The 19,819-nt window shown below is 54.7% G+C and carries 19 protein-coding genes; 14 read left to right on the forward strand and 5 right to left on the reverse strand.

Annotated elements, in window-relative coordinates; all coding sequences use genetic code 11:
• Positions 1–33: 33 nt before the first annotated feature.
• Positions 34–804: an amidohydrolase gene (locus L462_RS23145; protein WP_014168753.1), complete on the reverse strand. Its 771-nt coding sequence runs from the start codon at positions 802–804 to the stop codon at positions 34–36.
• Between the two features lie 108 nt (positions 805–912).
• On the reverse strand, positions 913–3,357 hold the full coding sequence (gene fadE / locus L462_RS23140; RefSeq protein WP_014168754.1) for an acyl-CoA dehydrogenase FadE: 2,445 nt from the start codon (positions 3,355–3,357) through the stop codon (positions 913–915).
• Positions 3,358–3,596: 239 nt separating this feature from the next.
• On the opposite strand from fadE, the gene lpcA reads away from it, so the two are divergent.
• The gene (gene lpcA, locus L462_RS23135) at positions 3,597–4,175 is read left to right on the forward strand and encodes a D-sedoheptulose 7-phosphate isomerase (protein ID WP_014168755.1); all 579 of its coding nucleotides are present in this window, start codon (positions 3,597–3,599) and stop codon (positions 4,173–4,175) included.
• Positions 4,176–4,221: 46 nt separating this feature from the next.
• Positions 4,222–4,989, forward strand: coding sequence for a class II glutamine amidotransferase (locus L462_RS23130; RefSeq protein WP_014168756.1), 768 nt, complete (start codon positions 4,222–4,224; stop codon positions 4,987–4,989).
• Here the strand turns inward: L462_RS23130 and dpaA are convergent.
• Entirely contained in the window at positions 4,960–5,700 is a 741-nt protein-coding gene (dpaA, locus tag L462_RS23125; protein WP_014168757.1) for a peptidoglycan meso-diaminopimelic acid protein amidase, read from the reverse strand. The genes L462_RS23130 and dpaA overlap by 30 nt on opposite strands.
• A 298-nt stretch (positions 5,701–5,998) precedes the next feature.
• Here dpaA and L462_RS23120 point away from each other — a divergent pair, with 298 nt between their 5' ends.
• The 8 genes from L462_RS23120 to dinB all read left to right on the forward strand — a co-directional run bounded on the left by L462_RS23120 (position 5,999) and on the right by dinB (position 13,199).
• Complete coding sequence (locus tag L462_RS23120; RefSeq protein ID WP_032677470.1) at positions 5,999–7,342, forward strand: Na(+)-translocating NADH-quinone reductase subunit A; 1,344 nt, start codon at positions 5,999–6,001, stop codon at positions 7,340–7,342.
• 3 nt (positions 7,343–7,345) lie between these two features.
• Entirely contained in the window at positions 7,346–8,581 is a 1,236-nt protein-coding gene (locus L462_RS23115; protein WP_020882790.1) for an NADH:ubiquinone reductase (Na(+)-transporting) subunit B, read from the forward strand.
• Positions 8,574–9,368: a Na(+)-translocating NADH-quinone reductase subunit C gene (locus L462_RS23110; protein WP_020882789.1), complete on the forward strand. Its 795-nt coding sequence runs from the start codon at positions 8,574–8,576 to the stop codon at positions 9,366–9,368. Before L462_RS23115 ends, L462_RS23110 begins: the two co-directional genes overlap by 8 nt.
• A complete protein-coding gene (locus tag L462_RS23105) occupies positions 9,361–9,999 on the forward strand; it encodes an NADH:ubiquinone reductase (Na(+)-transporting) subunit D (RefSeq protein WP_014168761.1) in 639 nt (212 codons plus the stop codon). Before L462_RS23110 ends, L462_RS23105 begins: the two co-directional genes overlap by 8 nt.
• 6 nt (positions 10,000–10,005) lie before the next feature.
• Positions 10,006–10,602 (forward strand): NADH:ubiquinone reductase (Na(+)-transporting) subunit E, encoded by a 597-nt coding sequence (gene nqrE, locus L462_RS23100; RefSeq protein ID WP_014168762.1) that lies wholly within the window; start codon positions 10,006–10,008, stop codon positions 10,600–10,602.
• A 10-nt stretch (positions 10,603–10,612) separates the two neighbouring features.
• A complete protein-coding gene (gene nqrF / locus L462_RS23095; protein WP_020882788.1) occupies positions 10,613–11,836 on the forward strand; it encodes an NADH:ubiquinone reductase (Na(+)-transporting) subunit F in 1,224 nt (407 codons plus the stop codon).
• Positions 11,836–12,039, forward strand: a complete 204-nt coding sequence (gene nqrM, locus L462_RS23090) for a (Na+)-NQR maturation NqrM (RefSeq protein ID WP_020882787.1) — start codon at positions 11,836–11,838, stop codon at positions 12,037–12,039. The genes nqrF and nqrM overlap by 1 nt, the downstream gene beginning before the upstream one ends.
• A gap of 101 nt (positions 12,040–12,140) precedes the next feature.
• Positions 12,141–13,199 carry a DNA polymerase IV gene (gene dinB, locus L462_RS23085; RefSeq protein ID WP_032677471.1) on the forward strand — a complete coding sequence of 353 codons (1,059 nt, stop codon included), beginning with the start codon at positions 12,141–12,143 and terminating at the stop codon, positions 13,197–13,199.
• A 54-nt stretch (positions 13,200–13,253) separates the two neighbouring features.
• Here dinB and pepD read toward each other — a convergent pair whose 3' ends face one another.
• Entirely contained in the window at positions 13,254–14,711 is a 1,458-nt protein-coding gene (gene pepD, locus L462_RS23080; protein ID WP_032677472.1) for a cytosol nonspecific dipeptidase, read from the reverse strand.
• Positions 14,712–14,971: 260 nt separating this feature from the next.
• Here pepD and gpt point away from each other — a divergent pair, with 260 nt between their 5' ends.
• The 3 genes from gpt to crl all read left to right on the forward strand — a co-directional run bounded on the left by gpt (position 14,972) and on the right by crl (position 17,239).
• The gene (gene gpt / locus L462_RS23075) at positions 14,972–15,430 is read left to right on the forward strand and encodes a xanthine phosphoribosyltransferase (RefSeq protein WP_010427903.1); all 459 of its coding nucleotides are present in this window, start codon (positions 14,972–14,974) and stop codon (positions 15,428–15,430) included.
• A 105-nt stretch (positions 15,431–15,535) separates the two neighbouring features.
• Positions 15,536–16,780 carry an esterase FrsA gene (gene frsA / locus L462_RS23070; protein WP_014168767.1) on the forward strand — a complete coding sequence of 415 codons (1,245 nt, stop codon included), beginning with the start codon at positions 15,536–15,538 and terminating at the stop codon, positions 16,778–16,780.
• A gap of 57 nt (positions 16,781–16,837) precedes the next feature.
• The gene (gene crl / locus L462_RS23065; protein ID WP_020882784.1) at positions 16,838–17,239 is read left to right on the forward strand and encodes a sigma factor-binding protein Crl; all 402 of its coding nucleotides are present in this window, start codon (positions 16,838–16,840) and stop codon (positions 17,237–17,239) included.
• Positions 17,240–17,350: 111 nt separating this feature from the next.
• Here the strand turns inward: crl and phoE are convergent, their stop codons facing one another.
• Positions 17,351–18,403, reverse strand: a complete 1,053-nt coding sequence (phoE, locus tag L462_RS23060; protein WP_014168769.1) for a phosphoporin PhoE — start codon at positions 18,401–18,403, stop codon at positions 17,351–17,353.
• Between the two features lie 305 nt (positions 18,404–18,708).
• Here phoE and proB point away from each other — a divergent pair, with 305 nt between their 5' ends.
• Positions 18,709–19,812, forward strand: coding sequence for a glutamate 5-kinase (gene proB / locus L462_RS23055; RefSeq protein ID WP_032677473.1), 1,104 nt, complete (start codon positions 18,709–18,711; stop codon positions 19,810–19,812).
• Positions 19,813–19,819 lie beyond the last annotated feature (7 nt).

Raw genomic sequence — 19,819 nt, forward strand, 5'->3', positions numbered from 1 at the left:
CCTCCCTCTTCCTGTGAGAGGGAGGGGAAACCGTTATCCAATGCTAAACGGATCCGCATCCTGCCAGGCCGGAAACTTCTCGCGATATTCCTTCAGGGCCGTCAGTGACAACTCAGCATCAATGCGCGTTGCCTGATGCGGCTCGGCGGTGGCAATAATTTCACCCTGCGGGTTCACCACCCGGCTATCCCCCCGATAATGATGCCCGTTGCCATCGGTCCCCACGCGGTTACAGCCGACCACATACGCCTGGTTTTCAATGGCGCGTGCGACCAGCAGCGACTGCCAGTGCAGGGAGCGCGGAGCAGGCCAGTTGGCGACATACAGCGCCAGGTCGTAATCATTGCGGTTGCGTGACCACACCGGGAAGCGCAGGTCGTAGCAAACCAGCGGTAGAATACGCCAGCCGCGCCATTCGAACACCACGCGCGCATCACCCGCTTCATAGTGATGATGTTCATCTGCCATGCGGAACAGGTGGCGTTTATCATAGAAATGCACTTTCCCTTCCGGCTCGACCAGCAGGAAGCGGTTGACCGGCCCGCGCTCGGTTTGCAGCGCAGCGCTGCCGGCAATCAGCGCATTGGTTTGCTGCGCTTTGGCGTGCATCCAGGCGACCACCTCTTGCTGTGGCATTGACTGTTGCGCCGCTTCCATGGCGAAGCCGGTAGTGAACATCTCCGGCAGGACAATCACATCACGCCCGGTAATGCCTTCCAGTTGACGATCAAAGTGGCGCAGGTTGGCAGGACCGTCCATCCACACTAAAGGTTGCTGCAAAATCGAAATCTTCAGACCAGGCACAATTCAGACTCCTCAAACGACCACTTTTTGACACTGTAGCACGACATAAAGAGAAAATGTGGCAATAAAAAACCCCGCGCGTGGCGGGGTTTGTAGAAGCGAAACGCGTTATGCAGCTTCAGGTTTGCGGACCTTCTCCGGCAGCTTTACCGGTTGTGTCGCCAGCTCATCCGGGTCGAAATCATCCACGTTAATGCTGCGCAGACGGCTCTCTTCGGCTTTCACCAGCAGAGCGGCTTCATCATTGTTGATGATCCCGCCCGTCAGGGCCTGTTTCGCCAGTTCATCCAGGCGGGTGAACGGCAGGTTTTTGCCCAGCTGTTTGCAGATCTTCTGGTGGATGGGATCGGCAGCCATCACGTCCAGCAGCGCTTCTTCCAGCAGACCAACCGGGTTATGCGGCGTGGGAGCCAGATACTGACCGCGGCCGATACGGGAACGGGTTGCGCTCGGTACCTGCAGGATCTTCGCCACTTTGTGATCCAGTTTGTCAGACGGCGCCAGATGATGACGACCGGTCGGGAAGATCACCACGCGAAGGGCGCCTGCAACAAAGCGGTTCGGGAAGTTCGCCAGCAGATCGTCAATGGCCTGTTCCGCCTGATACATCGCATCCTGAACGCCCCAGTGAACCAGCGGCAGATCGGCTTCCTGACGGCCTTCATCGTCGTAGCGTTTCAGGACCGCAGAGGCCAGGAAGATTTGGCTCAGCACATCACCCAGACGGGCAGAGATACGCTCGCGACGCTTCAGGCTACCGCCCAGCACCGCCATAGAAACATCTGACAGCAGAGCCAGGTTGGCGCTCAGACGGTTAAGATGCTGGTAATAACGCTTGGTCGCATCACCGGTTGGCGTGGCGCTGGTAAGACCGCGCGTCAGACCCAGCCAGAAGCTGCGTACTTTATTACTGCCCACGTGACCGATATGTTTGAACAGCAGCTTGTCGAAGGCATCCACGTCGTTATTCTGTGCGGCGGCCATCTCTTCCAGCACATAAGGATGGCAACGGATTGCCCCCTGGCCGAAGATCATCATGCTGCGGGTCAGAATGTTTGCCCCTTCAACGGTGATGGCAATCGGTGCGCCCTGGTAGCCGCGCGCCAGGAAGTTGCCCTCGCCGAGCATAATGCCTTTACCGCCCGCGATATCCATTGCATCAATGATTGACTGTTGTGCGCGGTGGGTACAGTGATACTTCACGATAGCTGACAGCACGGCCGGTTTTTCGCCCAGCATAATGCCGTAGGTAATCAGGGAGGCGGCAGCATCCATCACGTAGGCGTTGCCTGCGATACGTGCCAGCGGCTCTTCGATCCCTTCCATCTTGCCGATAGAGATTTTGAACTGACGGCGGATATGGGCGTATGCACCAATCCCCATCGCGACAGATTTCAAACCACCGGTCGAGTTCGACGGCAGGGTAATACCACGGCCAACCGACAGACATTCCACCAGCATGCGCCAGCCCTGACCGGCCATTTTCGGACCACCGATGATGTAGTCAATCGGTACAAAGATATCCTTGCCGCGGGTTGGGCCGTTCTGGAACGGTACGTTCAGCGGGAAGTGGCGACGACCAATTTCAACGCCTGGGGTGGAGGTTGGGATCAGCGCACAGGTAATGCCCAGATCTTCTTCACCGCCCAACAGTTTTTCCGGATCGGAGAGCTTAAAGGCCAGGCCCAGCACGGTCGCGATAGGGGCGAGCGTAATATAACGTTTGTTCCAGGTCAGGCGCATACCCAGCACCTGTTGACCCTGCCATTCACCCATGCAGACGACGCCGGTATCCGGGATCGCACCCGCATCGGAACCCGCTTCCGGGCTGGTCAGCGCGAAGCACGGAATTTCCTGGCCACGTGCCAGACGCGGCAGGTAGTGATCTTTCTGCTCTTCGGTACCGTAGTGTTGCAGCAGTTCACCCGGCCCTAACGAGTTCGGCACGCCAACGGTGATCGCCAGGATCCCGGAAACGCCTGCCAGTTTTTGCAGGACGCGGGCCTGAGCGTAAGCGGAAAACTCCAGACCGCCGTACTCTTTCTTAATGATCATCGCGAAGAAGCGGTGTTCTTTCAGATACGCCCACAGTTCTGGCGGCAGGTCCGCCATTTCATGGGTAATCGCGAAGTCATTTGCCATGCGGCACGCTTCTTCCACCGGACCATCAATAAAGGCCTGTTCTTCAGCGGTCAGACGCGGTTGCGGGTAGTTATGCAGCTTTTTCCAGTCCGGGTTGCCCTGGAACAGGTCGCCTTCCCACCAGGTGGTACCGGCATCAATCGCTTCTTTCTCCGTACGCGACATGGGTGGCATCACTTTGCGGAAGCCTTTGAATACCGGCGCGGAGATCATCGATTTACGCATCGGCGTAAAGTTAAACGGCAGAAGAATGATAGCCAGCGGGACTAAAAGCCAGATATTCCACAGGCCAGCGACGCCAAGCGCAGCCGTCCAGGCCAGCAGAATCAGACTGCTCAGGAATAAACTCACCCGGTGATAGAACAGCACACCGAGCAGAACAACGGTTGCGAGAATGCTCAAAATCATCATAAAGAAAAGCTCCCTTGCTTGTAGGAGGTCTGACCACTTGTGATGATATGGTTGTAGTTGATGTTATTTCCTTTAGCAATGTGTTTACAAAATAATTACAACCTGGTTCACATTGTTCAGGTTTAAGCCGGCACGAAAACGCAAAACGCCAGACGATTCGCATGGCTTTAGCTTCTCGCTTTTCCCGCTATCCGGTACACTCCACTGTGTTATTTCATCAATACTGAAGGATTATCCTCATGTACCAGGATCTTATTCGTAACGAACTGAACGAAGCGGCGGAAACGCTGGCTAACTTTCTGAAAGATGATGCCAATATTCACGCTATTCAGCGCGCAGCGGTCCTGCTGGCCGACAGTTTCAAGGCCGGCGGTAAAGTGCTTTCCTGTGGTAACGGTGGTTCCCACTGTGATGCGATGCACTTTGCAGAAGAGCTGACCGGGCGTTATCGTGAAAACCGTCCGGGCTACCCGGCGATTGCGATTTCCGATGTGAGCCACATTTCCTGCGTCAGTAACGATTTTGGTTATGACTATATCTTCTCCCGCTACGTTGAAGCCGTGGGCCGTGAAGGTGACGTGCTGCTGGGTATTTCGACGTCCGGAAACTCGGCTAACGTGATCAAAGCGATTGCCGCAGCGCGTGAAAAAGGGATGAAAGTCATCACCCTGACCGGTAAAGATGGCGGTAAGATGGACGGTACGGCGGATATCGAAATCCGTGTTCCGCATTTCGGTTATGCTGACCGCATTCAGGAAATTCACATCAAAGTGATCCACATCCTGATCCAGCTGATCGAAAAAGAGATGGTTAAGTAAGACTTCGCTGGGGGCATGATTGCCCCCGCTGTTGTGGAGGTGATGTATGTGCGAATTGCTCGGGATGAGCGCCAATGTGCCAACCGATATCTGCTTTAGCTTCACCGGGCTCGTTCAGCGCGGCGGGGGCACCGGGCCGCATAAAGACGGCTGGGGCATTACCTTCTACGAAGGCAAAGGATGTCGCACATTCAAAGATCCCCAGCCCAGCTTTAATTCCCCGATTGCCAGACTGGTGCAGGACTATCCCATTAAGTCCCGCTCGGTGATTGCCCACATCCGTCAGGCAAACCGTGGGGAAGTGGCGCTGGAAAATACCCACCCGTTCACCCGCGAGCTGTGGGGCCGTCACTGGACCTACGCGCACAATGGCCAGCTCTCCGGCTATAAGTCGCTGGAGACGGGCAATTTCCGTCCGGTCGGTGAGACCGACAGCGAAAAAGCGTTTTGCTGGCTGCTGCACAAGCTGACGCAGCGTTATCCACGCACGCCCGGCAACATGACCGCCGTCTTCAAATACATTGCGTCGCTGGCATCAGAACTGCGTGAGAAGGGCGTGTTCAACATGCTGCTGTCTGACGGGCGTTATGTGATGGCGTTCTGTTCGACCAATCTGTTCTGGATCACGCGCCGCGCGCCGTTTGGCGTCGCCAAGCTGCTCGATCAGGATGTGGAAATTGATTTTCAACGAGAGACCACACCGAATGATGTGGTCACAGTGATCGCGACCCAGCCACTGACGGGCAACGAAACCTGGCAAAAGATTATGCCAGGCGAGTGGGTCTTATTTTGTCTCGGGGACCGAGTAGTTTGATGCCAGCTGTGGCTGGACGACTTCGTGGCTCAGCGGCTTGCTGACCACATAGCGGCCATCGACAACCGAGACAACCGGCGGCTTGTGCGTCTGCTCAAAGTAGTCGTAACCCGGTTTCAGCTGTTTCCAGAAATCCGCGTAGTAGGAGTACTTGTGACGTGCCATGTTGGCATCGGTCATGCGGAACGGGTAGATGCTGACCTGAACGTTCGGCTGACCAAAGACCAATGCGCCGGTGACAAACTGGAAAATCTCATCAATGCCGGTATCGGTCATCGCATAACAGCCGATAGACACGCATGCACCGTGGATCATCAGGTATTTGCCTTCATAACCGTGGGCACGGTCATAGGCGTTCGGGAAGCCAATGTTAATGGCTTTATAGAAGCGGCTGTCAGGTTTTAGCTGGCTACGCTGAACGTTGTAAAACCCTTCCGGACTTTTGAAATCGCCCTGACGCTGTTTTGGCCCCAGACCACCGGAGTAGTTACAAATCTTGTAACTATCAAGCAGCTGATATGTCTCGCCCATTTTTACAAACAGATCGAGTGTGCGTTCTTCCTTGAAGATTTGAATATAAACCGGTGATCCCATTAACTGCTGTTTATATTCTTTGCTGACCGGCGTGGTTGAGCTATTGCTGCTGAGCAGCCCGGCAAACGATACGCACGGAATCAGGAGCATCGCAATGAACAATGCGATTTTACGCATACTACTAGTTCCTTGATAAAACTAAGACCAAATTGCCAGGACGGCAAAAGAGACCCGAAATCAGATTATTCTGTTAGGTGCGCTCACATTAGCACCGCCATAGATTTTCGCAAGAGCCGGGCGGTGAGTTTACAAATTAGTTTTACTTTATAAACCATCAAAATCGCGTTGGCTCCAGGAACTTTGCGTAATACCTCGCACTTTAGCGCCTGCAACCGAGGTTTTGGTGCCCGAAAAACAGCGAAAATGGTACACTTCGCCCCCTCTGGATTGAAGTTCATGGAAGCTTGCTAACCACATGTTTAAAATCAGAAAAGGACTTGATCTGCCGATTGCAGGCGTGCCCGAGCCGCACGTTTCGCCTGGCGCAAGTGTCTGCCATGTCGCCATTTTGGGCGATGACTACCTGGGAATGCGTCCCTCAATGCTGGTGCAGGAAGGCGATCGCGTCATTAAAGGACAGGCGCTCTTCGAGGACAAAAAAAATCCTGGCGTTATGTTTACGGCCCCCGCGAGCGGTACCGTGGTGGCAATCAATCGCGGTAAACGTCGCGTCCTGCAGTCGGTGGTTATCCGTATTGAAGGCGACGAACAACGTGAGTTTTCCCGTTTCGACGCAGCAGACCTCGCCGCCCTGAGCCGGGAAGCCGTTCAGGCACAACTGCTGGCGTCCGGCTTGTGGACGGCGTTTCGCACGCGACCTTTCAGCAAATCGCCTGTTCCGGATACGCTTCCGGCCGCTATTTTCGTCACCGCCATTGATACCAACCCGCTCAGCGCGGACCCGGAGCCCATTATTCTGGCGCAGCGTAACGCGTTTGATGCCGGGCTAACCGTGTTAACCCGTCTGACCTCGGGGAAGGTCCACGTCTGTCAGGCGGGCGGCGGCAAACTCGGGGGCCATCCGCAGGGGCAAGTTACGTTTAATGCGTTTGCAGGCCCGCACCCGGCGGGGTTAGTCGGAACGCATATCCACTTCCTGGAGCCGGTGAGCCTGACGAAACAGGTCTGGCATCTGAATTATCAGGACGTGATTGCCATTGGTAAGCTCTTTACCGCCGGTGAACTGTGCGCTGAACGGGTGATCGCCCTCGGCGGGCCACAGGCAGCAAATCCGCGCCTGGTGAAAACGCTGCTGGGTGCGGACATTAATGAACTGCTTGCCGGTGAAACGAAAGAGGGTGAAAACCGCCTGATTTCTGGCTCGGTGCTCAGTGGCCGTCATGCGGCTGGCGCGCAGGCGTATCTTGGGCGCTTCCACCTGCAGGTCAGTGTGGTTCTGGAAGGTCGCGAGAAAGAGCTGTTCGGCTGGGTTCTGCCGGGCGCTGAGAAGTATTCCGTGACCCGCACTACCCTTGGGCACTTCCTGCGTCGCAAACTCTTTAATTTCTCGACCAGCACCCACGGCGGAGAGCGCGCCATGGTTCCGATTGGCAACTACGAGCGCGTTATGCCGCTGGATATTCTGCCAACTCTGCTGCTGCGCGATCTGCTGGCCGGCGACACCGACAGTGCCCAGGCGCTGGGGTGCCTCGAGCTTGACGAAGAAGATCTGGCGCTCTGTACCTATGTCTGTCCGGGAAAATACGAATATGGACCGGTATTGCGCGAGGTGTTAACCCGCATTGAGCAGGAAGGATAACTGATGGGCTTAAAACACCTCTTTGAAAAAATAGAGCCGCACTTTACGCACGGGAAGCTCAGGAAGTACTACCCGCTGTATGAAGCAACGGCGACCATTTTCTACACGCCGGGGCTGGTCACAAAAGGGGCGGCACACGTCCGCGATGCTATCGACCTCAAACGAATGATGATTCTGGTCTGGTTTGCGGTCTTCCCGGCCATGTTCTGGGGTATGTACAACGTTGGCCTGCAGACCATTCCGGCGCTGCATCATTTATATGATGCCCCACAGCTGGCTCAGGTTATCCAGTCGGACTGGCACTACCGCCTGGCCCAGACGTTGGGCGTCAGCTTTGCAGCCGATGCCGGCTGGATAAGCATGATGACGCTGGGAGCCGTATTCTTCCTGCCAATCTACATCACGGTGTTTATCGTGGGGGGCTTCTGGGAAGTGCTGTTCGCCATCATTCGCAAACATGAGATCAACGAAGGCTTCTTCGTGACGTCGATTCTGTTTGCCCTGATTGTTCCACCGACGCTGCCGCTCTGGCAGGCGGCACTGGGGATCAGTTTTGGCGTGGTGATTGCCAAGGAGATCTTCGGTGGCACCGGGCGCAACTTCCTCAACCCGGCGCTGGCCGGGCGAGCTTTCCTGTTCTTTGCGTATCCGGCGCAAATCTCGGGCGACCTGGTGTGGACGGCCGCGGATGGGTTCTCGGGTGCGACGCCGCTTTCGCAGTGGGCCGCGCACGGGGGCGAAACGCTGGTTAACAACGCTACGGGTCAACCCGTGACCTGGCTGGATGCCTTTATTGGCAACATTCCCGGCTCTGTTGGGGAAGTTTCCACGCTGATGATTTTACTCGGTGGCGCCATCATTCTCTTCGGACGTGTTGCGTCGTGGCGCATTGTCGCAGGGGTAATGATTGGCATGGTGTTAACAGCCACGATGTTTAATTTCATCGGTTCCGCCACCAACCCGATGTTCTCCATGCCCTGGTACTGGCATCTGGTGCTGGGTGGGTTCGCTTTCGGCATGATGTTCATGGCTACCGATCCTGTCTCTGCGTCCTTTACCGACAAAGGTAAATGGAGCTATGGCGTGCTCATTGGTGCGATGTGTGTCCTGATTCGTGTGGTCAACCCGGCTTATCCGGAAGGGATGATGTTGGCCATTCTGTTTGCCAATCTGTTTGCGCCGCTCTTCGACTATCTGGTCGTGCGCGCCAACATTAAGCGGAGGAAAGCGCGTGGCTGAAAGCAAAAATAACGACAGCATCGGCAAAACGCTGCTGGTGGTGCTGGTCCTTTGCCTGGTCTGTTCCATTGTCGTGGCTGGCTCTGCCGTGGGATTAAAACCACGGCAACAGGAGCAGCGCGCGCTGGATAAACAACGCAACATCCTGGCTGTGGCCGGGTTAATGCAGGAAGGGATGAGTACAGACGACGTGGCTGAACTCTTCGCGGAGCGCATTTCGGCGCGTCTGGTGGATTTAAAAACCGGCCAGTTGCTGGATAAAGACCCGACGAAATTTAACCAGGCACTGGCGTTGAAAGACCCTGAGATGAGCCTGACGCTGGAGGCATCGCAAGATCCCGCTGGCATCAAGCGTCGCAGTAACCTCGCCGAAATTTACCTTGTGCGCGATGAGCAGAAGCGGGTGCAGGAGGTCGTGCTGCCGATATACGGTAACGGGCTGTGGTCGATGATGTACGCCTTTGTGGCACTCGATACGGATGGCCGCACGGTGAAAGGGATTACCTATTATGACCAGGGCGAAACGCCGGGGCTCGGCGGTGAGGTTGAAAACCCTAACTGGCGCGCGCAGTTTGTCGGCAAGAAAGTGCTCGACGATAACGGCCTGCCTGCCCTGAAGGTGATGAAAGGGGCTGCGCGTCCGGGTGACGAATATGCCGTAGACGGGCTTTCCGGGGCAACGCTCACGTCAAAAGGGGTGCAGCACAGTTTTGATTTCTGGATGGGCGAGCTGGGCTTTGGTCCTTTCCTGAAAAACGTACGTGAAGGAGCGCTGAACAATGGCTGATACGGGTGAACTGAAAGAAGTCAAAAAGGTGCTCATTGGCCCGCTGCTGGCGAATAACCCTATTACCTTACAGGTGCTGGGAGTCTGTTCGGCGCTGGCGGTCACGACAAAACTGGAAACCGCGCTGGTCATGACCGTCGCGGTCACGCTGGTGACGGCATTTTCCAGCATGTTTATCTCCATGATCCGCCACCACATCCCGAATAGCGTGAGGATCATTGTGCAGATGGCGATCATCGCGTCGCTGGTGATCGTGGTCGATCAGCTACTGCGCGCTTTCGCGTATGAAACGTCAAAACAGCTCTCGGTGTTTGTCGGCCTGATTATCACCAACTGCATCGTGATGGGGCGTGCCGAAGCTTATGCGATGAAAATGCCTCCGCTGGCGAGCTTTATGGACGGGATCGGTAACGGTCTCGGTTACGGCGTTATCCTGCTGACCGTTGGGTTCCTGCGCGAGCTGATCGGCAGCGGTAAGCTGTTTGGCATCACGGTGCTGGACACGGTACAAAACGGCGGCTGGTATCTGCCAAACGGACTCTTCCTGCTGGCCCCAAGCGCATTTTTCATTATCGGTTTGCTGATCTGGCTGATTCGTACCCTGAAGCCAGAACAGCAGGAAAAGGAGTAACCGACGATGGCTCATTACCTGAGTTTATTTGTGCGCGCGGTGTTTGTTGAAAACATGGCACTCGCGTTTTTCCTGGGCATGTGTACGTTTCTTGCCGTTTCCAAAAAGGTATCGACGGCGTTTGGTCTGGGTGTTGCGGTCACGGTGGTGCTCGGCTTATCTGTACCGATTAACAACCTGGTGTACAACTTTGTGCTGCGCGACGGTGCGCTGGTAGACGGTGTCGATCTCAGCTTCCTGAACTTCATCACCTTTATCGGTGTGATTGCAGCGCTGGTACAAATCCTGGAGATGATCCTCGACAGGTATTTCCCGTCGCTATACAACGCGCTGGGGATTTTTCTGCCGTTGATCGCGGTGAACTGCGCCATCTTTGGTGGCGTCTCGTTTATGGTTCAGCGTGATTACAACTTCAGTGAATCTGTTGTGTATGGTTTCGGCTCCGGCATCGGCTGGATGCTGGCTATCGTCACCATGGCGGGGATCCGCGAAAAAATGAAATATGCCAATGTGCCTGCGGGTTTACGTGGCTTAGGGATCACCTTTATCACCACCGGGCTGATGGCGCTGGGCTTTATGTCCTTCTCCGGTGTGCAGCTATAAGGGCTAACAGATGGAAATTATTCTTGGCGTGGTGATGTTCACGCTGATTGTACTGGTGTTGTCAGGGCTGATTCTGGCGGCACGCGCGAAGCTGGTGAATTCCGGCGACGTGGTGATTGATATCAACGGTGAGCCGCAAAACCAGATCCGCACGCCGGCGGGGGATAAACTGCTCAATACGCTCTCCGGCAACGGGATCTTTGTCTCCTCAGCCTGCGGTGGCGGTGGCTCCTGCGGTCAGTGCCGCGTCACGGTGAAAGAGGGGGGCGGGGATATTCTGCCCACTGAGCTGGCGCATATCACGAAGCGTGAGGCGAAAGAGGGCTGCCGTCTGGCCTGCCAGGTCGCGGTGCGCCAGGACATGAAAATTGAGCTGCCGGAAGAGATCTTCGGGGTCAAAAAATGGGAGTGCGAAGTTATCTCTAACGATAACAAAGCGACTTTCATTAAAGAGCTGAAGCTGCGCGTGCCGGAAGGGGAAGATGTTCCGTTCCGGGCCGGGGGATACATCCAGATTGAGTGCCCGGATCACACCGTGGCGTATGCGGACTTCGACGTTCCGGATGAGTACCGTGCCGACTGGGACAAATTCAATCTTTTCCGTTTTGTGTCTGACGTTAAAGAACCGACGCTTCGCGCCTACTCAATGGCCAACTACCCGGACGAGAAGGGCATCATTATGCTCAACGTGCGTATCGCCACGCCGCCGCCGAATGTGCCTGATGCACCCCCGGGCGTGATGTCGTCGTATATCTGGTCCCTGAAACCGGGTGATAAGGTGACCATCTCCGGTCCGTTTGGCGAGTTCTTTGCTAAAGAGACCGAGGCTGAAATGGTCTTTATCGGTGGTGGCGCGGGCATGGCACCGATGCGTTCGCACATTTTTGACCAGCTCAAGCGCCTCGGAAGCAAGCGCAAAATCAGCTTCTGGTACGGGGCACGTTCGCTGCGAGAGATGTTCTATGATGATGAGTTTGAGCAACTGGCGCGTGAAAACCCAAACTTCACCTTCCATGTGGCCCTCTCCGATCCGCAACCGGAAGATAACTGGACCGGCCACACGGGGTTCATCCACAACGTACTTTATGAAAACTACCTCAAGCAGCATCCTGCGCCAGAGGATTGCGAATTTTACATGTGTGGGCCGCCAGTGATGAACGCTGCAGTCATTAAGATGCTAAAAGATCTGGGTGTGGAAGATGAGAACATCCTGCTGGATGACTTCGGGGGGTGATGATGCTGACGTTTCTGGCAACTTTCGCGGTTTTTTTGCTTGTTGTACTCGGCATGTCTCTGGGCTGGATCATAAAGCGTAAAAGCATTCAGGGCAGCTGTGGTGGTATCTCCGCGCTCGGGATGGAAAAAGTGTGCGACTGCCCCGAACCCTGCGACGCCCGTAAAAAACGCATGGCGCGCGAGGCCCGGCGGATCCTGTAGTGAGTCCGGTGTTTACCCTCTTCCTGGAGGAGAGGGGAAACACACTTCTCAACTCTCATTTCTTTACTGTATACTTATCCAGTGATGAGTGAGGGCTTACTATGCGCAAAATAATCCATGTCGATATGGACTGCTTTTTTGCCGCAGTGGAGATGCGTGACAATCCGGCGCTGCGGGATATACCTATTGCGATTGGCGGTAGCCGTGTCCAGCGCGGTGTGATCAGCACCGCCAACTACCCTGCGCGCAAATTTGGCGTGCGCAGCGCTATGCCAACTGCCATGGCGCTAAAGCTGTGCCCTCATCTCACACTGCTGCACGGCCGATTTGACGCCTACAAAGAAGCCTCCCTGCATATCCGCGAGATCTTCTCTCGCTATACCTCGCTGATTGAACCTCTGTCACTGGACGAAGCCTACCTGGATGTCACTGACAGCCTGCACTGCCACGGCTCCGCAACGTTAATGGCGCAGGAGATCCGCCGGACTATCTTCAACGAGCTCAATCTGACCGCTTCCGCAGGCGTCGCACCGGTGAAATTCCTCGCCAAAATAGCGTCTGATTTGAATAAACCCGATGGTCAGTACGTCATCACTCCGGAAGAGGTTCCGGCGTTTTTAAAAACGCTGCCGCTCGGCAAAATCCCCGGCGTGGGGAAAGTGTCTGCTGCAAAGCTGGAAAGTATGGGATTACGGACCTGTGAAGATGTACAGCGAAGCGATCTGGCCATGCTGCTTAAGCGTTTCGGTAAGTTTGGTCGCGTGCTGTGGGAGCGCAGTCAGGGAATTGATGAGCGCAGCGTGAGCAGTGAGCGGCTGCGTAAATCGGTCGGGGTTGAACGCACGCTGATGGAAGACATCCATGACTGGTCCGAGTGTGAAGTCATTATCACTGACCAACTTTATCCCGAACTGGAGCGGCGGTTAGCGAAAGTAAAACCCGATCTGCTGATTGCCCGTCAGGGCGTTAAGCTGAAGTTTAATGATTTCCAGCAGACGACGCAGGAGCATGTCTGGCCGCGACTGAATAAAGACGATCTTATCGCCACTGCGAGAAAAGCCTGGGAAGAACGACGGGCAGGACGGGGAGTGAGGCTGGTGGGGTTACACGTAACGCTGCTGGATCCGCAACTGGAGCGGCAGCTGGTATTGGGGTTATAGCTGACGGATTTGTCAGCCCGGCAGGCAACGTGCTACCGGGCATCATACGGCGAATTACTTAGCAGGGATCGCTTTCAGCAGTTCAGTCAGCAGAGTCCAGTAATGACCCACGCTTTCAATATGAACCTGCTCATCCGGCGAGTGCGGACCGGTAATGGTTGGCCCGATAGACACCATGTCCATGTTCGGATACGGTTTCTTGAACAGACCACACTCCAGACCAGCGTGGATCACCTGAATGTTCGGGGTACTGTTGAACAGACGCTGGTAAGTTTCACGCACCAGCGCCATCACCGGCGAACTGGCATCCGGCTGCCAGCCTGGGTAGCTACCTTTTGCGGAGGTGTGCGCACCCGCCAGTTTACCCAGAGACTCCAGCATGCTCACCACATACTCTTTACCGCTGTCGATAAGCGAACGGATCAGGCAGATGATCTCCGCGCTGTCATCGCTCATGGTGACCACGCCCACGTTCAGGGAGGTTTCGACCACGCCTTTCGCGACGTCTGAATTACGAATCACGCCGTTTGGCGTCGCGTTCAGCAGCTGAACGAAGGCGTCACGAGACGGGGAGGTCAGCGCCGCTTTGTCGGTAGTCACGGACTCCAGCACCACGGTCAGGTTCTTCTCTTTCGCTGACAGTTCGTTTTTCAGGATATCCAGGTATACGCTGGAAAGCTTTTTCAGCTCGTCAGCTTTAGCTGCGGGTACTGCCACGGTCGTGAAGGCTTCACGCGGAATGGCATTGCGCAGTGTGCCACCGTTGAAATCCACCAGACGCAGATCCAGCTCAGCCGCGTGGCCAGCCAGGAAGCGTGCCAGCAGTTTGTTGGCGTTGCCCAGACCCAGGTGAATATCACCACCGGAGTGGCCGCCTTTCAGCCCTTTCAGCGTCAGCTTGAAGGTCTGGAAACCAGCAGGGATCGCTTCGCGGGACAGTGGCAGGGTAGTGATGAAATCAATCCCGCCGGCGCAGCCCATGTAGATCTCACCCTCTTCTTCAGAGTCGGTGTTGATCAGAATGTCCGCCTGCAGCCAGTTCGCCTGCAGACCGAACGCGCCGTCCATGCCTGCTTCTTCCGTCATGGTCAGCAGCACTTCCAGCGGACCGTGTTCAACGCTGTCGTCCGCCAGGACCGCCAGAGCAGACGCCATACCAATGCCGTTATCTGCACCAAGGGTCGTGCCGCGCGCTTTCACCCAGTCGCCATCGATGTAAGGCTGGATAGGATCTTTGGTGAAGTCGTGAACGGTGTCGTTGTTTTTCTGTGGAACCATGTCCAGGTGCGCCTGCAGCACAACCGGTTTACGGTTTTCCATGCCTGCGGTCGCCGGTTTGCGGATCAGAATGTTGCCAACCTGGTCGCGTTCAGCATGCAGACCTTTTTCCTTCGCCCAGCCCATAATATGTTCGGCAAGCTGTTCTTCATGGTAGGAAGGGTGGGGAATGGAACAGATTTTGGCAAAAATATCCCACAGTGGCTGTGGAGATAATTGAGACAGTTCAGACACGATAAGTCTCCTTGTCGATGCCCTGCAAAGCGAGTTGCAGGTCACAGGGTTAGCAGGTTAATAGTTACCACAAGACAGGCTTGCGAGATGCAACTGAGAATACCACTTTCTCCGGTGGCTGGTAGCATAAAGCATGTAAAAACTCAGGCTCCGGGCGCTAAACACTGGTTTTTAGTGCGTCAGATCTCTATAATCTCGCGCAACCTATTTCCCCCTCGAACACTTTTTAAGCCGTATACAAACAGGCTGGGACACTTCACATGAGCGAAAAATACGTCGTCACCTGGGACATGTTGCAGATTCACGCACGCAAACTGGCTGCGCGTCTGATGCCTTCCGAACAGTGGAAAGGCATTATTGCCGTCAGCCGTGGCGGTCTGGTACCGGGGGCGCTGCTGGCACGTGAGCTGGGTATTCGTCATGTCGATACCGTATGCATCTCCAGCTATGATCATGACAACCAGCGTGAGCTGACCGTGCTGAAACGTGCGGAAGGCGACGGTGAAGGCTTCATCGTTATCGACGACCTGGTTGATACCGGCGGTACTGCGGTGGCTATCCGCGAAATGTATCCAAAAGCCCACTTCGTCACCATCTTCGCGAAGCCAGCAGGCCGTCCGCTGGTTGACGATTACGTGATTGATATCCCTCAGGATACCTGGATTGAACAGCCATGGGATATGGGCGTGGTATTCGTACCGCCAATCTCTGGTCGTTAATTCTCTTACGCACTTATTTAACGCCCGGTGATACCGGGCGTTGTTTTTTTTAGTCTGACGCGCGTTACAATGGTCTCTATATGACGTATTCATGGAGGCAACGTAATGACGCAGGCGAATCTCACCGAGACTCTCTTCAAACCCCGTTTCAAACATCCTGAAACGTCGACACTGGTGCGCCGGTTTAATCCGGGGACCATGCCTGCCGTCCAGTCTGCGTTAGACGGTAAAAACGTGCCCCACTGGTACCGCATGATTAACCGTCTGATGTGGATCTGGCGCGGTATTGATCCCCGTGAAATCCTTGATGTGCAGGCGCGTATCGTGATGAGCGAAGCCGAGCGCACCGACAGTGAACTCTACGATACGGTCGTGGGTTATCGCGGGGGAAACTGGATCTACGAATGGTCTAAACAGGCGATGCTCTGGCAGCAAAAAGCCAGCCAGGAAGAGGATGCCACGCTCAGCGGCAAACACTGGCTGCATGCAGCCAACCTCTATGCTATTGCCGCATACCCGCATTTGAAAGGTGATGAGCTGGCCGAGCAGGCTCAGGCGCTGGCGAATCGCGCCTACGAAGAGGCTGCTCAACGCTTACCGGGTCGGATGCGCGAGCTGGAGTTTACCATCCCGGGTGGCGCGCCCGTCACCGGGTTCCTGCATATGCCAGAAGGCGAAGGCCCGTTCCCGACCGTTTTGATGTGCGGCGGGCTGGATTCACTGCAAATCGACTATTACAGCCTGTATGAGCGTTACTTCGCACCAAAAGGGATCGCGATGCTGACGCTGGATATGCCATCAATTGGCTTTTCATCCAAATGGAAACTGACTCAGGACTCGAGTCTTCTGCACCAGCATGCATTAAAAGCGCTGGAAAACATTCCATGGGTTGACCACACGCGTGTTGCTGCATTTGGCTTCCGCTTTGGCGCCAACGTCGCCGTGCGTCTGGCTTACCTTGAAGCTTCACGCCTGAAGGCCGTCGCCTGTCTCGGCCCGGTGGTGCACGCTCTGCTCAGCGATCCGACCCGGCAGGGCCGCGTGCCGGAAATGTACCTTGATGTGCTGGCCAGCCGCCTTGGCATGCATGATGCATCAGACGAAGCGCTGCGCGTTGAACTCAATCGTTACTCGCTAAAAACGCAGGGGTTGCTGGGACGGCGTTGCCCTACGCCGATGATGTCAGGGTACTGGAAAAACGATCCCTTCAGTCCCGAAGAGGAGTCACGCTTAATCACTTCGTCATCTGCGGATGGCAAATTGCTTGAGGTACCGTTCAGCCCGGTGTACCAGAATTTTGACAAAGCATTGAGAGAGATCACACGCTGGATCGCGCAGAGATTGTGTTAATAGATTGCTAAATTTTGCTGGTTTGGTAAAACAGTGGCTTCACAAAAGGAGATCGCAATGACGTTACCGAGTGGACACCCGAAAAGTAGACTGATCAAGAAGTTTATGGCTCTCGGCCCGTATATTCGAGAAGAGCAGTGTGAAGAAAATCGCTTTTTTTTCGACTGCCTGGCTGTATGCGTCAACGTGAAGCCTGCACCCGAAAAACGTGAATTCTGGGGCTGGTGGATGGAAATGGAAGCGGAAGAAAAACGTTTTACGTATAGCTACCAGTTCGGCCTGTTTAATAAAGACGGCTACTGGCAAACAGCCCCCATCAAAGACCAGGAAGTGATCGACCGCCTGGAGCATACTTTGAAAGAGTACCTCGAAAAGGCAAGAGCACTGCTGGCCACCCTGGATCTGAAGCTTGAACCCGCGGATAACTTTTCCAGCGAAGCGGTTAAGCTGACGGCGTAATCGCGATATTTCTCTCTCTCTTCGCGAGGGATGGGGTGAGGGCAGTAAACCCGACCCCCTCCAGGCAAAAAAATCCCGGCATCTGCGCCGGGATTTTTTATTTCAACAATATCAGAACTGGTAGGTCATACCCAGAGCAACGATGTCATCGCTGCTCACGCCCAGTTTATTGTCGTCATCAATCTGGTTGATTTTATAATCAACAAACGCGGACATATTCTTGTTGAAATAATAGGTCGCGCCCACGTCGATGTATTTCACCAGATCTTCGTCACCCACACCTTCGATATCCTTGCCTTTAGACTGGACATAACCCAGGGACGGACGCAGACCGAAATCGAACTGGTATTGTGCAACAACTTCAAAGTTCTGAGCCTTATTCGCAAAACCACCCGAAATTGGGGTCATATTACGGGTTTCAGAGTACATCGCTGCCAGATAAATATCGTTAGCGTCATATTTCAGACCGGTTGCCCATGCTTCCGCTTTTTTACCTTCACCGCGCGTCAGCAGGTTTTGTGCGTTAGTACGGTCAGAGTTGGTGTAGGCACCGCTGACGGCGAAGTCGCTGCCACCGAAGTCATAGGTCAGAGAGGTACCGAAACCGTCACCGTTCTGTTTTTTGACGTCGCGGTTTTCGTTTTTGCCCTGATACTGCAGGGTCATATCCAGGCCATCAACCGCACCGAAGAAGTCGGTGTTACGGTAGGTGGCAAGACCGCTCGCACGTTTGGTCATGAAGTTATCAGTCTGGGCTGAAGAGTCACCACCGAACTCAGGGAACATATCGGTCCAGGCTTCAACGTCGTACAGTGCGCCCAGGTTACGACCGTAATCCAGAGAGCCAATGTCTTTCAGTTTCAGACCAGCAAACGCCAGACGCGTTTTCTGTGTAGAGTCGCTTTCTGCTTTGTTACCGGCAAATTCAGCTTCCCAACGGCCATAGCCCGTCAGCTGATCGTTAATCTGTGTTTCGCCTTTAAAACCGAAACGGACGTAAGTCTGGTCACCATCTTTAGTGTCATCATCGCTGATGTAGTGCATTGCTTTAACTTTGCCGTATACGTCCAGTTTATTACCGTTTTTATTATAAACTTCGGCTGCGTGTACAGATGCGGAAGCCACAACGCCCATTACCACTAATGCCAGTGTGCTCTTTTTCATTTTCGATCCTGTCTTATAAACGCGCTAAAAAAATTCGCTGGACGATAAGCTCATGCTTAAGTCCCGTGAAAAAACAGAAAGGGTTTTAACGTTACGCAATGAAACTTTTATGACAAATTAAGAATAATTTTAAAAAACTGTGATTTATTATTTCGGTAATAAAACTGTCAAATTTTGCCGCTACGCTTCCTGATCCCGCGCAACAAAGTGTTTCGCGATGTGCTAAGGCAGTTGGCAACGGGGCTGACACCTGTTAAAACGTTCGTTTGACATCATTTTCCCTTATCGTTGAACGGCAGAGAATCATGAGTGACAGCCAGACGCTGGTGGTAAAACTCGGTACCAGTGTTTTAACAGGCGGATCGCGCCGCCTTAATCGCGCCCACATTGTTGAGCTTGTACGTCAGTGCGCTCAGTTGCATGCCGCAGGGCATCGTATTGTAATTGTGACCTCCGGGGCGATTGCCGCCGGGCGTGAACACCTGGGTTACCCCGAACTCCCCGCGACGATCGCCTCTAAACAGCTGCTGGCCGCCGTGGGACAAAGCCGACTCATTCAACTCTGGGAACAGCTGTTTTCTATCTATGGCATCCACGTCGGGCAGATGCTGCTGACGCGTGCGGATATGGAAGACCGGGAGCGTTTCCTGAACGCGCGCGATACGCTGCGTGCGCTGCTGGATAACAACATCGTTCCCGTCATTAACGAAAACGATGCCGTTGCCACCGCTGAAATCAAAGTGGGTGATAACGATAACCTCTCGGCGCTGGCCGCAATTCTGGCAGGCGCTGATAAATTACTGCTCCTGACCGACCAGCAGGGGCTCTTCACCGCCGACCCGCGTTCAAATCCAGATGCTGAACTGATTACCGATGTACACGGTATCGACGATGCGCTACGCGCCATCGCAGGTGACAGCGTTTCAGGCCTCGGGACCGGCGGGATGGGGACCAAACTGCAGGCTGCTGACGTGGCATGCCGTGCCGGTATCGACACCATCATTGCCGCGGGCAGCCGTCCTGGCGTGATTGGCGACGTGATGGAAGGCATCTCCGTGGGAACCCGCTTCCACGCGCAGGCATCCCCGCTGGAGAACCGTAAACGCTGGATCTTTGGCGCACCGCCGGCAGGCGAACTCACCGTTGATGCAGGGGCGACCGCCGCAATTCTGGAAAGAGGGAGCTCATTACTTCCTAAAGGAATTAAAAGCGTGACAGGCAACTTCTCACGTGGTGAAGTGATCCGTATCCGTAATCTCGAAGGTCGTGACATCGCCCACGGCGTAAGCCGCTACAACAGCGATGCCCTGCGCCGTATTGCGGGTCACCATTCACAGCAGATCGACGCCATTCTGGGTTATGAATATGGCCCGGTTGCCGTGCATCGTGATGACATGATTATTCGTTAAGGAGCCA

The organism is Enterobacter sp. BIDMC 26, assembly GCF_000534435.1.
Classification (GTDB): domain Bacteria; phylum Pseudomonadota; class Gammaproteobacteria; order Enterobacterales; family Enterobacteriaceae; genus Enterobacter; species Enterobacter ludwigii.